Origin of the sequence: uncultured Tepidimonas sp., from assembly GCF_938045175.1 — a bacterium.
GTDB lineage: Bacteria > Pseudomonadota > Gammaproteobacteria > Burkholderiales > Burkholderiaceae_C > Tepidimonas.
In genome coordinates this window covers 1-13,014 of record NZ_CALIND010000105.1, presented here as the reverse complement: position 1 = coordinate 13,014, position 13,014 = coordinate 1, and the positions used below count along the sequence as shown (strand labels likewise).

Below are 13,014 nucleotides of genomic sequence, written 5' to 3'. Positions count from 1 at the left end.
CTGGCCGCGGCCATCGACAACGGCGTGCTGTTCGCGCTGGGCGTGACAGCCTCCAGCAACACCCCGGGCGAGCATTGGACGTTTTTTCAGGTCCGCGACGGCGCGCTGCCGCCCTGGCGCCGCCCGGGGCGGCGCGCCGAGCCGGCCGTCATCGGCCTCGAGCACCTGATGGCCTCGGCCGCCATCCCGTTTCTGTTCCCCGCCGTGCCGCTGTGGGTCGATGACCACAAGGAGTATTTCGGCGACGGCTCGATGCGCCAGCTCTCGCCGCTGTCGGCGGCCATCCACGCCGGTGCCGACCGCATCCTGGTCATTGGCGTCGGCCAGCCGCAACGGGCCGCGCTGGGCCGCAGCAGCGCCGCCGGCGGCGAGCCCAGCGCCGGCACCATCGCCGGCCACGCCCTGGCCAGCGTGTTCCACGACACGCTGCAGGCCGACGTGGAGCAGGCCCAGCGCGTCAGCCGGGCGTTGCGCGCGCTGCCCCCCGCCGTGGCGCAGGCGTTGCCCTACCGCCCGGTGGATGTGCTGGCCATCCAACCCAGCGCGTCGCTGGACGAGCTGGCGCTGCAACACGCGCACGCGCTGCCGCGCGCCACCCGCGACACGCTGGCCGGCCTGGGGGCGCTGGACACGCGCCGCGGCAGCGCGGGCAGCGCCGCCGCGCTGGCCAGCTACCTGCTGTTCGAGCCGCCCTTCGTGCACGCCCTGATGCGCCTGGGCGAAGCCGACGCCCAGGCGCACGCCGCCGCGCTGCGCGCGCTGCTGGCCGACCGTCCCCAACCGGCCGCCGAAGTGCCATAATGCAGGCTTCACCGTAGCCTTGGAGCCCACCGTGGAAAGCAGCCCTAGTCGCGTGCTTGCGGTGCCGGCGCCCGGCCTGCGGCGCGACGGCTGACGGCGCCCACGTGGCGCGGCCTTGCGTGTGTGGGTGGGGTGCGCACCGCCGCAAGCGCTTGCCCTCCCCAACACCGACCCGTCCCGCGCCGCCATGCTCAACGTCTTCACGCTCGTCAACGGCCGCCTGTTCCAGGAAGAAATCGAATCCCTGGAGGATCTGGCCCGCTTTCAACCGATCTGGGTCGACATGGAGTCGCCCACCTCCGAGGAGCGCCGCTGGGTACGGCAGCACTTCGGCCTGTCCATCCCCGAAGACGCGATGGACGACGACATCGAGGAGTCGGCGCGCTTCTTTGAGGAAGACAACGGCGAGCTGCACGTGCGCTCGGACTTCCTCATCGACGACGACGATGGCCCGCGCCATGTGCGGGTGGCCTTCATTCTGAACGACCGCAATCCGGACCTCAAAAGCCACGGGGTGCTGTTTTCGATTCACGACGAGGACCTGCCGGTGTTTCGGTTGTTGCGCCTGCGCGCGCGCCGCATGCCGGGCCTGATCGACGACGCCAAAGACGTGTTGCTGGCGTTGTTCGACACCGACGTCGAGTACTGCGCCGACATCCTGGAAGGCATCCACGACGACCTGGAACACATCAGCACCCAGGTGCTGTCGGGTCAGCTCACCGACGACGTCGCGCAACAGGTGCTGGCGGCCATCGCCCGCCACGAGGACCTATCGGGCCGCATCCGGCGCGACATGATGGACACCCGGCGCGCCATCAGCTTCCTGATGCGCATGCGGCTGCTGTCGGCCGAGCAATTCGAAGACGCGCGCCAGATCCTGCGCGACATCGACTCGCTCGAGGGTCACACGTCGTTCTTGTTCGACAAGATCAACTTCTTGATGGACGCCACCATCGGCTTCATCAACATCAACCAGAACAAGATCATCAAGATCTTCTCAGTGGCCTCAGTGGCGTTGCTGCCGCCCACGCTGATTGCCAGCATTTATGGCATGAACTTCCAGTTCATGCCCGAGCTCGAGTGGCGCTTGGGCTACCCGTTCGCCTTGGCGTTGATGGTGGCCAGCGCCCTGGGGCCCATGTGGTATTTCCGCCGGCGCGGCTGGTTGAAGTAAGTTCGGCATCCCAATCAGCGGGATGTGGCCGTCGCCTCCCGCCGTGTGCTCATCGGCCCGCCGTTGCCCGTGGACCGGGTATGGCAGCGCGTGGATATGCGCGCGCAGGCGCGACTGACCATCCCCCATCGGGACTACGCCATCGGAACGATGAAACGACGCGCGCGGCGGCGGCGCTTGGGTGTCCAATTACGCTCGTCAATCCACACCGCCCCCGCCCGCCATGGACCGAGCTCTACCGACCGACCCCCTGCCCGCGCTGCCCCCGCAGCCGATCAGTCTGGACGTGCTGCGCGAAAAATACCTCAAACCCGGCGAGCAGAGCGTGGACGATTTGTTCGACCGCGTGGCGCGCGCCGTAGCCGACGCCGAGGCACCCGAGCAACGCGCCCTGTGGGCAGCGCGTTTTCGCCAGCATCTGGCTGCTGGCGCCATTGGTGCCGGACGCATCATGAGCGCGGCGGGCACGGGCATCCAGGCCACGCTCATCAATTGCTTCGTGCAGCCGGTGGGCGACTGCATTCAAGGCAGCGACGAGGACGGTTACCCCGGTATTTATGAGGCGCTGCGTGAGGCGGCCGAGACCATGCGCCGCGGTGGGGGTGTGGGCTACGATTTTTCGCGCATTCGCCCGCGTGGCGCGCGCGTGCACGGTACGGCCTCCACCGCCAGTGGACCGTGCAGCTACATCAACGTATTCGACCAGTCGTGCGCCACCGTGGAAAGCGCCGGTGCACGCCGGGGCGCCCAGATGGCCGTACTGCGCATCGACCACCCCGACGTACTGGACTTCATCACCGCCAAACGCACGCCGGGGCGCTGGAATAACTTCAACGTTTCGGTGGCGGTACCGGATGCCTTCGTCGAGGCGGTGCAAGCCGACGCCGCGTGGGAGTTGGTGCACCGCGCCGAACCCGGCGACGAGCTCAAAGCCGCCGGCGCCACCCAGCGCGCCGACGGTCTTTGGGTATACCGGCGCTTGCCGGCGCGCGAGCTGTGGGACACCATCATGCGCTCGGCCTACGATTTCGCCGAGCCGGGCGTGTTGTTCATCGACGCCATCAACCGTGACAACAATCTGCGCGCCCTCGAACACATCGAGGCGACCAATCCCTGCGGCGAGCAACCCCTGCCGCCTTATGGGTGCTGTTGCCTGGGTCCTCTGATCCTGCCGCGCTTCGTACGGCATCCGTTCGGACACGGCGGCCCTGCGACGTTCGACTTCGACGCCTTTGCGCAGGCGGTGGCGGTACAGGTGCGGCTGCTGGACAATGTACTGGACATCACCCACTGGCCTTTGCCGCAACAGCGCGCCGAAGCGCAGGCCAAACGCCGCATCGGCGTGGGCTTCACGGGGTTGGGGGACGCCTTGATTTTGCTCGGGCTGCGCTACGACCGTGCCGAGGGGCGGACGATGGCGCAGCGCATCGCGCGCACACTGCGCGACGCGGCTTACCATGCCTCGGTGGAGCTGGCGCGCGAGAAGGGCGCCTTCCCATGCTTCGACGCCGACACGTATCTGGCCGAGGGGACTTTCGCCAGCCGCCTGCCCGAAGCACTGCAAGCGGCGATTCGCACGCACGGTATCCGCAACAGCCACCTGCTGTCGATCGCGCCCACCGGCACGGTCAGTCTGGCTTTTGCCGACAACGCCTCCAATGGCATCGAGCCGGCGTTTGCGTGGACGTACACGCGCCGCAAGCGCCAAGCCGATGGCAGCCATAGCACTTACGAGGTGCAGGATCACGCCTGGCGCCTGTACCGGGCGCTTTTCGGATCGCACGCATCACTGACCGAGGCCTTTGTTGGCGCGCTGGAGATTGCTCCGGCCGACCATGTCGCGATGATGGAGGCAGTGCAGCCATTCATCGATTCGGCCATCTCCAAAACCGTCAACGTACCCGCGGACTGCCCCTACGACGCGTTTCGCGACTTGTATTTGCACGCCTGGCGCGCCGGCCTCAAGGGGCTGACCACCTATCGGCCCAACGACATCGTCGGCTCGGTGTTGAGCACCGCGGCAGAGCCGGCGAGAGCCAAGGACGCCGCGCAAGCCGCTGCCGCCGACCCGATGCGCGCCGTCATCGAGAAGCGTCCGCGCGGTGCGCTGGATGCCGTGGCGGAAAAAATCGAGTACTGGACCGCCGAAGGCCCCAAGACCCTATATCTGATCGTGTCGTTTCTGCCGGTGCGCTTGCCCGACGGCAGCGTCGCGCAGCGCGCCATCGAGTTCTTCATGCCGGTTGGGCAAAGCGGCGAGTCCCAGCAGTGGATCTCGGCCAGCATGCGCCTGCTGTCACTGGCGGCGCGTGGTGGATTCTTGGAGCGGGCACTGGCCGACATGCGCAAGGTGGTGTGGGATCGCGGTCCGGTGCGACTGGGCGAGCGCCTGCGCAGCGACGGCACTCGCGTGCCCTTGTGGCACGACTCGGAAGTGGCCGCCATCGCCTATGCCATTCAGCAGATCATCGAGCGCAAAAGCGCCGGCCACGCCGCTGGCGCGGACCCGACAGCGGCAGTACCTGCCCCGACCGAGGGCGGAGATGCCGAGCCCAACGGCAATCCGCTTGCCCACACCCCGTTGGCTGGTCGCAAGTGCCCGGAATGCGGCGCCCGCGCCCTCATCCGCCGCGATGGCTGCGAATACTGCACCGCCTGCGGCCACATCGGGGCCTGCGGTTGAAGGAGCACACGATGGATCTCGTATGTCCCGCCGGGACTCTGCCAGCCCTCAAAGAAGCGGTCAACCACGGTGCCAACGCCGTCTATCTCGGCTTGCGTGACGACACCAACGCACGCAATTTCGCTGGGTTGAACTTCGACGAACCGGCGTTGCGCGAGGGCATCGCGTACGCGCATGCCCGCGGGTGCCAAGTGTTCATCGCCATCAATACGTACCCACAGGCCGCCGCGCCACAACGCTGGCAACAGGCCGTCGACAAAGCCGTGCAACTCGGTGCCGATGCCGTGATTTTGGCCGATCCGGGCTTGATGCAATACGCGCGCCTCCACCACCCGCAGTTGCGCCTGCATTTATCGGTACAAGGATCCGCCACCAACGATGAAGCCATCAACTTCTATCACCGGCAATTCGGTATCGCGCGCGCCGTTTTGCCGCGCGTGCTGTCTTTGGAGCAAGTACGTCACGTCGTGCAACGCACGCCGGTGGAAATCGAAGTATTCGGATTTGGCAGCCTCTGCGTCATGGTCGAAGGCCGCTGCGCGCTGTCGTCTTATGTCACTGCGGAAGCCCCCAACACACATGGAGTATGCTCGCCCGCCAAAGCGGTGCGCTGGCAACAAACCCCACGCGGGCTCGAATCACGTTTGAACGGCGTGCTCATCGACCGCTACGACGCCACGGAAAACGCTGGCTATCCCACGTTGTGCAAAGGCCGCTTCGCCGTCGAAGATCAAGACGCCAGCTATGCCATCGAGGAGCCGACCAGCCTCAATACGCTGACGATACTGCCGCAGTTGCTGCAGATCGGGGTCAAGGCGATCAAGATCGAAGGCCGTCAACGCAGTCCGGCCTACGTCGCCCAAGTCACGCGCGTGTGGCGCGCAGCTATCGATCACTGCCGCGCACAGCCCTTGCATTTCGCACCACGCGGCTCCTGGATGGCCGCACTCGACGCGCTAGCCGAAGGCCAGCAGCACACCCTCGGCGCCTACCACCGCCCTTGGAAGTGAGCCATGAAACTTGCCCTTGGTCCTCTGTTGTATTACTGGCCGCGTCAGACGGTTTTCGATTTCTACGAGGCCGTGGCGCACACGCCGATCGATTTCGTCTATCTAGGCGAGGTGGTGTGCTCGCGCCGACACGAAGTGCGCTGGGAGGACTGGCTCGACATCGCGCGCCTGCTGCAAGCGATGGGTAAGACGCCGGTACTGTCCAGTCTGGTGTTGCTGGAGTCGGGTTCGGACGTGGCCATGATGCGCAAAATCATGAACAACGGTGCCTACCTGGTCGAGGCAAACGACATGGGGGCGCTGGGTGTATGCGCTGGCCACATCCCCTTTGTTGCCGGTCCGCACCTCAATGTCTACAACATCCCGACCTTGCACTGGGTCGCTTCACTGGGTGCGACGCGCTGGGTGGCTCCGTTGGAAATGCGGCGCGACGACTTGGCACTGCTGTGTCAACAACGCCCGGCCGGCCTGCAGACCGAGGTTTTCGTACACGGGCGCTTGCCGCTTGCTTTTTCCGCGCGCTGCTTTACCGCCCGGCACCGCGGCTTGCCCAAAGACGACTGCCGATTTGGCTGCCAAGACTATCCCGACGGCTTGTTGGTACGAACCCGCGAGGGCAGCCCATTTCTGGTGCTCAACGGCATTCAAACCCAGTCAGCCGCGGTTCACAGCCTGATCGATGCGTGGCCGCAATTGTTGGCACTGAACATCGATGTCGTGCGCATCAGCCCACAGTCGCACCACACGATCGATATCGTGCATCTGTATGACATGCTGCGTCGCGGTGAGACCACTCCGCAAGCAGCACGCGCACGGCTGCAGGACTGGCTCCATGCCGACGAGTGCAACGGCTACTGGTACGGCCACCCTGGCATGGCGCGGGTGAACGACGCCGAACCCACCATTCCGACCTGCACGTGATCCGCCTGCCCATGTCGTCCCCCTCCCCACCAGCGCCTGTCGCCACCATGCCCGCCCCACTGCGGGCGCTCGTGCGTCGCCTGCCCGGGCTACCGGGCAGCGTTGCCTTAGCCTTGGCACTCAATGCGGCGCTACGGCCACGCATACCAAGCGAGGTGTTGACCACTTTGTGCGGCCGGCGAATTCGGCTGCTGGTGCAAGACATCGATGTCCGTTTCGACGTCACAGTGCACGATAGCCTATTTCGCCCCTGCACCGGGAACGGCGCCGCGGACCTGACCATCGGCGCCAAAGCAATCGATTTCATTCGCCTGGCGCGCCGCGAAATCGACGCCGACACCCTCTTTTTCAATCGGCGGCTACACATGGAAGGCGACACGGAACTCGGTTTGTTGCTCAAAAACACCCTCGATACCGTTGAGCTACCTTCCTTCTGGCAAGCCCTGCCGCCGCCCGCGCAGTGGCCTTCGCTGGTGCGCCATACCCTCCCTCCATTGTCTTGCGCTGACCACCGCCATGAACACTCTTGACCGTCATCGGTTGCCGTTGGTTTATGCCTGTTCGGGTTGCTCCAACGTCGCTCAGTTGGCCAATTACATCGCCGTGCGTCTGGACCGCGAGGGTGAGGCCGAGATGTCGTGCATCGCAGGCGTAGGGGGCGATGTCGCGCCTTTGGTGCGGCTGGCACGTTCTGGCCGTCCGATCGTCGCCATCGATGGATGTCCGCTGGCCTGCGTGCGCCACTGCCTGCAGCGACATGGTGTCGAACCCACGCAGTACCACATGCTGTACGAGCACGGATTGCGCAAGCGCATGCACGAAGACGTTTCGCCACAGCAGGCGCAAATGCTGCTGCAGCGCGTACGCGCGCAGGTGCGCGAATTGCACCTTGCACCGACACCCGCCCCGGCAAGCATAGCAGCGCATGCCGGCTGAGCGAAGGAGAGATGACGTGTCACCTCGACGCGTGCTCATTGCGCTGACCGGTGCCAGTGGTGCGATTTACGGGTGGCGTCTGCTGCTGGCGTTGCGTGACTGCCCGGGACTGGAGCGACACCTGGTGGTGTCGGCTGCGGGTGTGAGCACGCTGCGCCACGAGTTGCAGCGCGATGTGGGCGAACTGGCTGCCCTGGTCGACGTCGTCTACGACGTCGATGCCATCGGTGCAGCGCCGGCCAGCGGTTCATTCCGCTGCGATGCGATGGCCATCGTGCCTTGCTCGATGCGAACCGTTGCGGCCATCGCCCACGGTCTGAGCGACAACCTGATCACGCGAGCTGCCGATGTGATGCTCAAGGAACGGCGACGCTTGGTGCTGGTGCCGCGCGAGACCCCATTGCATCTCGGACATCTGCGCCGCTTGAGCATGCTGGCCGAGCTCGGGGCGGTGATCTGTCCACCGATGCCCGCGTTTTACCTGCATCCACAAACCATCGACGATGTGGTCGACGCGACCGTGGCGCGTGTGCTGGACTTGCTCGGCATCGAGTACGCTGCAGCGGCGCGCTGGACGGGATTGCACACCGCTGCGTCGTCTGCTCGCCCTGTCGCATGAAAGCACCTGATAGTCTGCGCGCATTCGCCGCCGAGCTCGAGCGCTGCGGGCAGTTGCGCCGCATCCAGGAATCGGTGTCCCCGCACCTGGAGATGACCGCCTTGTGCGACCGTGTCCTGCGCCGTGGCGGACCCGCATTGCTGTTCGAGCGCCCCCAAGGCTACACCATACCGGTGCTGGCCAACCTGTTTGGTTCCTCCGAGCGCATCGCACGCGCCCTGGGGTTGGAGCATGTATCGGAGCTTCGCCGGCTCGGACAGTGGCTGGCTGACCTCAAAGAGCCACGCATACCGGAGAACTGGGGTGAAGTCGCCGGCTTGGGGCGAACCGCGCGTGCGCTGTGGCACATGCGCCCGGCCACGGTACGCGATGCCCCTTGTCAAGAAGAGGTACTGGAAGGTGCGGCAGTGGACCTGGAGGCACTACCGTTGCAACACTGCTGGCCTGGCGATGCCGCTCCCCTGCTGACGTGGGGCGTGGTCATCACCCGTGGCCCGCTGCAACGGCGCCAGAACCTGGGCATTTACCGCCAGCAGCGATTGGCGCGCCATCAGCTCATCATACGCTGGTTGGCGCACCGCGGCGGCGCACAAGATTTTCTGGCGCATACCCGGCTGCACCCCGGGCAACCGTTTCCAATGGCCGTGGCCATCGGCGCCGATCCGGCAACCCTCCTGGCGGCGGTCATGCCCGTGCCCGATGCGCTGTCTGAGTACCACGTCGCTGGGCTTTTGCGCGGCGCGCGCACCGAAGTGGTACCCGCTCTGAGCGTGCCCCTGGAAGTACCCGCCCAGGCCGAAATCGTACTCGAGGGTCACATTTACCCCGACCCCGACCACCCCAGCGGCTGGCAACACGCACCCGAGGGCCCTTTTGGCGACCACACCGGCTACTACAACGAGGTGGCCGAATTTCCGGTATTGACGGTCGATCGCATCACGCGGCGCCGCGCCCCCTGGTACCACTCTACCTATACGGGTAAGCCGCCAGATGAACCGGCGGTGTTGGGCATGGCGCTCAACGAGCTGTTCATCCCCTTGCTCCAGCGCCAATTTCCCGAAATCGTAGACTTTTACTTGCCGCCTCAGGCGTGCAGCTACCGTCTGGCCGTCGTCAGTATTCGTAAAGGCTACCCGGGGCACGCACGACGCATCATGATGGGCATCTGGGGTTGCCTGCAGCAGTTCTCGTACACCAAATTTATCATCGTCGTCGATGACGATATCGACATCCGTGACTGGGGCGATGTGGTGTGGGCGCTGACCACCCGCTGTGATCCGGTCCGAGACTGCGTACTCATCGAACGAACGCCCATCGATTATCTGGACTTCGCCTCGCCCGTGAGCGGACTGGGTGGCAAGATGGGATTGGACGCCACCCACAAATGGCCTGGCGAGACATCGCGTGAATGGGGGCGTTCCATCGCGATGGATACCGCCGTACAAGCTCGCATGGACGCTCTTGCCAGCAAGCTGGGCCTGTGACCGGCTGCCAAACGGCTTGACCGGGCGCTCGCGCGGGGTCTGCGCCAGGCCGCTTGCCATTCCTATCCACGCGGCGCTTGGACCGCGCCCTGCGGCACCACAAAAGATGTATATAGAATGCATAATATATGGATGGACCGCCCCCCCAATCCTGCGCCCAGCCGCGTCGTTGGCGTACTGTACGAGTCACCCGTCAAAATCTACCCCCGTACAGTGCGTGGGCGCTTCGATCGTTGGCGGCGAGCGATGGTGGTTCTGACCCAGCTGGTGTTCCTGGGCCTGCCCTGGTTGACCTGGAATGGCCGGCCGGCACTACTGTTCGACTTGGAAGCCCGGCGTTTTTACGTCTTCGCCTGGATTTTGTGGCCACAGGATCTGATCTATCTGGTTGGCCTGCTGGTGGCCGCTGCGCTGGCCTTGTTTTTATTCACGGCTGTTGCGGGGCGGCTGTGGTGTGGCTACGCGTGTCCGCAGACCGTCTACACCGAAATGTTTTTGGCGATCGAGCGCTGGACCGAGGGGGATCGGCACGCCCGCATGCGGCTGGATGCCGCCCCATGGGGTAGCGGCAAACTGGCACGCAAGATCGCCAAACATCTGCTGTGGGGCACGCTGGCCGTCATCACCGGCGTCAGCTTCGTTGGCTACTTCACCCCCATGCGCGAGCTCCTACACGCGCTGGCCACCTTCAGCCTCGGTCCGTGGGAGACATTCTGGATAGCGTTTTATGCCTTCGCGACCTATGCCAACGCGGGCTGGCTGCGCGAGCAAATCTGCAAAACCATGTGCCCTTATGCTCGCTTCCAAAGTGCGCTGATCGACAGCGACTCGCTCATCATCGCCTACGACAGTGGGCGCGGTGAACCGCGTGGCGCGCGCTCGCGCCAAGCCGATCCACGTACACTCGGGTTGGGCGACTGCGTGGATTGCACCTTGTGTGTGCAGGTCTGTCCCACCGGCATCGATATCCGACACGGGCTGCAAAACGAATGCATCGGCTGTGCCGCCTGTATCGACGCTTGCCATACGGTCATGGACAAGCTAGGCTACGCGCGCGGCCTGATCCGCTACACGACGGCGCGCGGCCTCGGCACTGGTGGCGGCTGGCGGGGGATGCTGGCGCACCTACTGCGCCCGCGGGTAGTGGCCTACAGCGTGTTGTTGATCGGCACACTGGCAGCGATCGCCGTGTCGCTGACTGGACGGCCCAGCGTCGCCGTCGACGCGCTGCGTGACCGCGGCACGCTGGCTGCCCTCAGCGCTGCAGGCGTGGAAAATACCTATCAACTCCTGATCACCAACCGCACCGAACGCACCATCGGATTCACGGTATCAGCCAGTGGATTGCCCCAACTGCACGTCGACAGCGAAGTGCCCTCGCACTGGCTGCCCGCCGCCGCGCAGTCGCGGGTACCGGTGCGCTTGGTGCTGCCGCACGCACAGGCGGCGCAACTGGCACCTGGGGCGTACCCGGTGACGTTCACCGTCCACGCCGACGCCGAAACCGTGCACGCCAGCGCGACCTTTTTGTTGCAGCGCTGACGAAAACGCTGCGCAACGCCGCACACACCCTACCATGCACGGACCACGCAGCACAGCCACTCAGACATCGAACGGCACTGGGCAGGACAGCGTGCACGGCAGCCATGCGCCTGCTCGGCGTCGACTGCCGAAACTTCCCTGAATATCGCCCATGACGCTCCCTCTTTTTTGGTTTTGGGTCCATGTGGGCGCGGTGATCATCAGCCTGAGCCTGTTTACCGCGCGCTGGTTGGGCAGACTCGCAGGAGCGGCTTGGCCGCTGCGCGCCGGCGTGCGTGGCCTCAGCATCGTCATCGACAGCGTGCTGTTGGCCGGCGGGGTCGGTCTGCTGTTGAGCGCAGGCTGGGTCCACGCCATCCCGGTGTGGCTGTGGACCAAGTGGGCACTGTTGGTGCTATACGTCGTCTGTGGTACCTGGGCCCTGCGACGCGCTCAGACCCAAGCTGCTCGCGCGAGCGCCGGCATCCTGGCGCTACTGGTGGCGGCGCACATCGTCGGCGCCGCTCTTTGGCGTCATCCGGCCGGTTTCTGGAGCACCCTGATCGGCAACTGATGCGTCCCCGCTGGCGACAACCCACTGGCTGCCAAATCGGCCAGCGTGTAGCTATCCAAGACCCCTAGATAGGCTTGCAAGGCCACTTGCAAGGCGTTGCGCAACCGGCATCCAGGCATCAGCAGACACGCTTGCGGCGCTTGCGCAGCGCCGGGCGCCATGCAGGCGACGAGCTGAAAATCACGTTCGGCCCAGCGCACCACGTCACCCAGACGAATGTCGTCGGCGGCGCGCGCCAGGCGCAACCCACCGCCGCGGCCACGCTGTCCCTGCAGCCAACCACCGTGTACCAGCGCCATCACGACCTTGGTCAGGTGATGGCGCGAAATGCCGTGCAAACGGGCCAGCTCGGCGATCGTGGCGCGGCGGCCGGTCGCCTGGCACGCCGCGCAATGCATCAACACGCGCAAACTGTAGTCGGTCCAAAGTGTCAGTCGCATGGGTCGATTGTCCGTCATGGTGGACCAGTACATCGGCCGATATGAGGATAGCGGTGGGTGGCTAAAAGGTTCATAATATGCATTCCATATACACTTTTTGTGCACCATGACGACCACGATGCCCCTCGACCTCGACCACTGCACCGTCGGCGAGATTGCCGCACGGCTGCCCGGCGCCACCGACATCCTGCGGCGCTATCGGATCGATTTTTGCTGCGGTGGCCAACGCAGCCTGCGCGAAGCCTGTGCGCAACGCGACACGGATCCCGCCCGCGTCATCGAAGAACTGCAGCGTCTGGCAACCGGTATGCACACCGCCGTGGCGCCTGCCGAGCCGACCGACCTGATCGAACACATCCTGCAACGCTACCACGAGGTTCACCGACAGCAATTGCCAGAGCTGATCCGATTGGCCAACAAAGTGGAAGCGGTCCACGCGGGGCATGCCCTCGTGCCGGCCGGCCTGGCGCAGCATTTGCAGACCATGCAAGCCGAATTGCTGGCCCACATGGAAAAAGAAGAGCAGGTCCTGTTTCCACTGCTGGCGGCCGGCGGCTCACCCATGGCGCGCTTTCCCATCGGCGTCATGCGTCAGGAGCACGACATGCACGCCGCGCAATTGCGCCGTCTGCACGAGTTGACCCATGACTTGACGCTGCCTGAAGACGCCTGCCACACATGGCGTGCCCTGTATCGCACCCTGCAGCAGTTTGACCTTGCCCGCGAGTTCCGGATCCCATAGCTGAGACCGTTACGCAGCCTGCCTTTTCTGGGCGGCAAGCCAAGCCCGTTCGAATTGCATCGGACTGACATAGCCCAACGACGAATGAAGCCGCCGGTGGTTGTAGAAC

General features: G+C 65.1%; 12 protein-coding genes and 1 pseudogene. 12 read left to right on the top strand and 1 reads right to left on the bottom strand.

Going from position 1 to position 13,014, the window contains the following annotated elements:
• The 11 genes and pseudogenes from Q0716_RS05630 to Q0716_RS05580 form a co-directional block, all read left to right on the top strand.
• Window positions 1-801, top strand: a pseudogene (locus Q0716_RS05630) (patatin); the annotation flags it as partial.
• A 187-nt stretch (window positions 802-988) separates the two neighbouring features.
• Window positions 989-1,975, top strand: coding sequence for a magnesium/cobalt transporter CorA (corA, locus tag Q0716_RS05625; RefSeq protein WP_299020663.1), 987 nt, complete (start codon window positions 989-991; stop codon window positions 1,973-1,975).
• A gap of 223 nt (window positions 1,976-2,198) precedes the next feature.
• Entirely contained in the window at window positions 2,199-4,658 is a 2,460-nt protein-coding gene (locus Q0716_RS05620) for an adenosylcobalamin-dependent ribonucleoside-diphosphate reductase (protein WP_299020661.1), read from the top strand.
• Window positions 4,659-4,669: 11 nt separating this feature from the next.
• A complete protein-coding gene (locus Q0716_RS05615) occupies window positions 4,670-5,668 on the top strand; it encodes a peptidase U32 family protein (protein ID WP_299020659.1) in 999 nt (332 codons plus the stop codon).
• 3 nt (window positions 5,669-5,671) lie between these two features.
• Window positions 5,672-6,589 carry a U32 family peptidase gene (locus Q0716_RS05610; protein WP_299020657.1) on the top strand — a complete coding sequence of 306 codons (918 nt, stop codon included), beginning with the start codon at window positions 5,672-5,674 and terminating at the stop codon, window positions 6,587-6,589.
• Window positions 6,590-6,600: 11 nt separating this feature from the next.
• On the top strand, window positions 6,601-7,119 hold the full coding sequence (locus Q0716_RS05605) for an SCP2 sterol-binding domain-containing protein (RefSeq protein WP_366139721.1): 519 nt from the start codon (window positions 6,601-6,603) through the stop codon (window positions 7,117-7,119).
• Window positions 7,106-7,525: a putative zinc-binding protein gene (locus Q0716_RS05600; protein WP_143969034.1), complete on the top strand. Its 420-nt coding sequence runs from the start codon at window positions 7,106-7,108 to the stop codon at window positions 7,523-7,525. The genes Q0716_RS05605 and Q0716_RS05600 overlap by 14 nt, the downstream gene beginning before the upstream one ends.
• 16 nt (window positions 7,526-7,541) lie before the next feature.
• Entirely contained in the window at window positions 7,542-8,144 is a 603-nt protein-coding gene (locus tag Q0716_RS05595; protein ID WP_299020649.1) for a UbiX family flavin prenyltransferase, read from the top strand.
• Window positions 8,141-9,628, top strand: a complete 1,488-nt coding sequence (locus tag Q0716_RS05590; RefSeq protein WP_143969036.1) for a UbiD family decarboxylase — start codon at window positions 8,141-8,143, stop codon at window positions 9,626-9,628. Before Q0716_RS05595 ends, Q0716_RS05590 begins: the two co-directional genes overlap by 4 nt.
• A gap of 117 nt (window positions 9,629-9,745) precedes the next feature.
• On the top strand, window positions 9,746-11,170 hold the full coding sequence (gene ccoG / locus Q0716_RS05585) for a cytochrome c oxidase accessory protein CcoG (RefSeq protein ID WP_366139720.1): 1,425 nt from the start codon (window positions 9,746-9,748) through the stop codon (window positions 11,168-11,170).
• Between the two features lie 151 nt (window positions 11,171-11,321).
• Window positions 11,322-11,723: a SirB2 family protein gene (locus Q0716_RS05580; protein WP_299020640.1), complete on the top strand. Its 402-nt coding sequence runs from the start codon at window positions 11,322-11,324 to the stop codon at window positions 11,721-11,723.
• Here Q0716_RS05580 and Q0716_RS05575 read toward each other — a convergent pair.
• Window positions 11,684-12,163 (bottom strand): Rrf2 family transcriptional regulator, encoded by a 480-nt coding sequence (locus Q0716_RS05575; RefSeq protein ID WP_143969058.1) that lies wholly within the window; start codon window positions 12,161-12,163, stop codon window positions 11,684-11,686. The genes Q0716_RS05580 and Q0716_RS05575 overlap by 40 nt on opposite strands.
• A 106-nt stretch (window positions 12,164-12,269) precedes the next feature.
• Between Q0716_RS05575 and Q0716_RS05570 the strand changes: the two genes are divergently transcribed.
• Window positions 12,270-12,905 carry a DUF542 domain-containing protein gene (locus Q0716_RS05570; protein WP_299020635.1) on the top strand — a complete coding sequence of 212 codons (636 nt, stop codon included), beginning with the start codon at window positions 12,270-12,272 and terminating at the stop codon, window positions 12,903-12,905.
• Window positions 12,906-13,014: the final 109 nt, after the last annotated feature.

Bases quoted from the DNA above. Each gene is read 5' to 3' on its own strand.
- corA (WP_299020663.1), top strand. From the start codon at position 989: ATGCTCAACGTCTTCACGCTCGTCAACGGCCGCCTGTTCCAGGAAGAA.
- Q0716_RS05620 (WP_299020661.1), top strand. From the start codon at position 2,199: ATGGACCGAGCTCTACCGACCGACCCCCTGCCCGCGCTGCCCCCGCAG.
- Q0716_RS05615 (WP_299020659.1), top strand. From the start codon at position 4,670: ATGGATCTCGTATGTCCCGCCGGGACTCTGCCAGCCCTCAAAGAAGCG.
- Q0716_RS05610 (WP_299020657.1), top strand. From the start codon at position 5,672: ATGAAACTTGCCCTTGGTCCTCTGTTGTATTACTGGCCGCGTCAGACG.
- Q0716_RS05605 (WP_366139721.1), top strand. From the start codon at position 6,601: ATGTCGTCCCCCTCCCCACCAGCGCCTGTCGCCACCATGCCCGCCCCA.
- Q0716_RS05600 (WP_143969034.1), top strand. From the start codon at position 7,106: ATGAACACTCTTGACCGTCATCGGTTGCCGTTGGTTTATGCCTGTTCG.
- Q0716_RS05590 (WP_143969036.1), top strand. From the start codon at position 8,141: ATGAAAGCACCTGATAGTCTGCGCGCATTCGCCGCCGAGCTCGAGCGC.
- ccoG (WP_366139720.1), top strand. From the start codon at position 9,746: ATGCATAATATATGGATGGACCGCCCCCCCAATCCTGCGCCCAGCCGC.
- Q0716_RS05580 (WP_299020640.1), top strand. From the start codon at position 11,322: ATGACGCTCCCTCTTTTTTGGTTTTGGGTCCATGTGGGCGCGGTGATC.
- Q0716_RS05575 (WP_143969058.1), bottom strand. From the start codon at position 12,163: ATGCGACTGACACTTTGGACCGACTACAGTTTGCGCGTGTTGATGCAT.
- Q0716_RS05570 (WP_299020635.1), top strand. From the start codon at position 12,270: ATGACGACCACGATGCCCCTCGACCTCGACCACTGCACCGTCGGCGAG.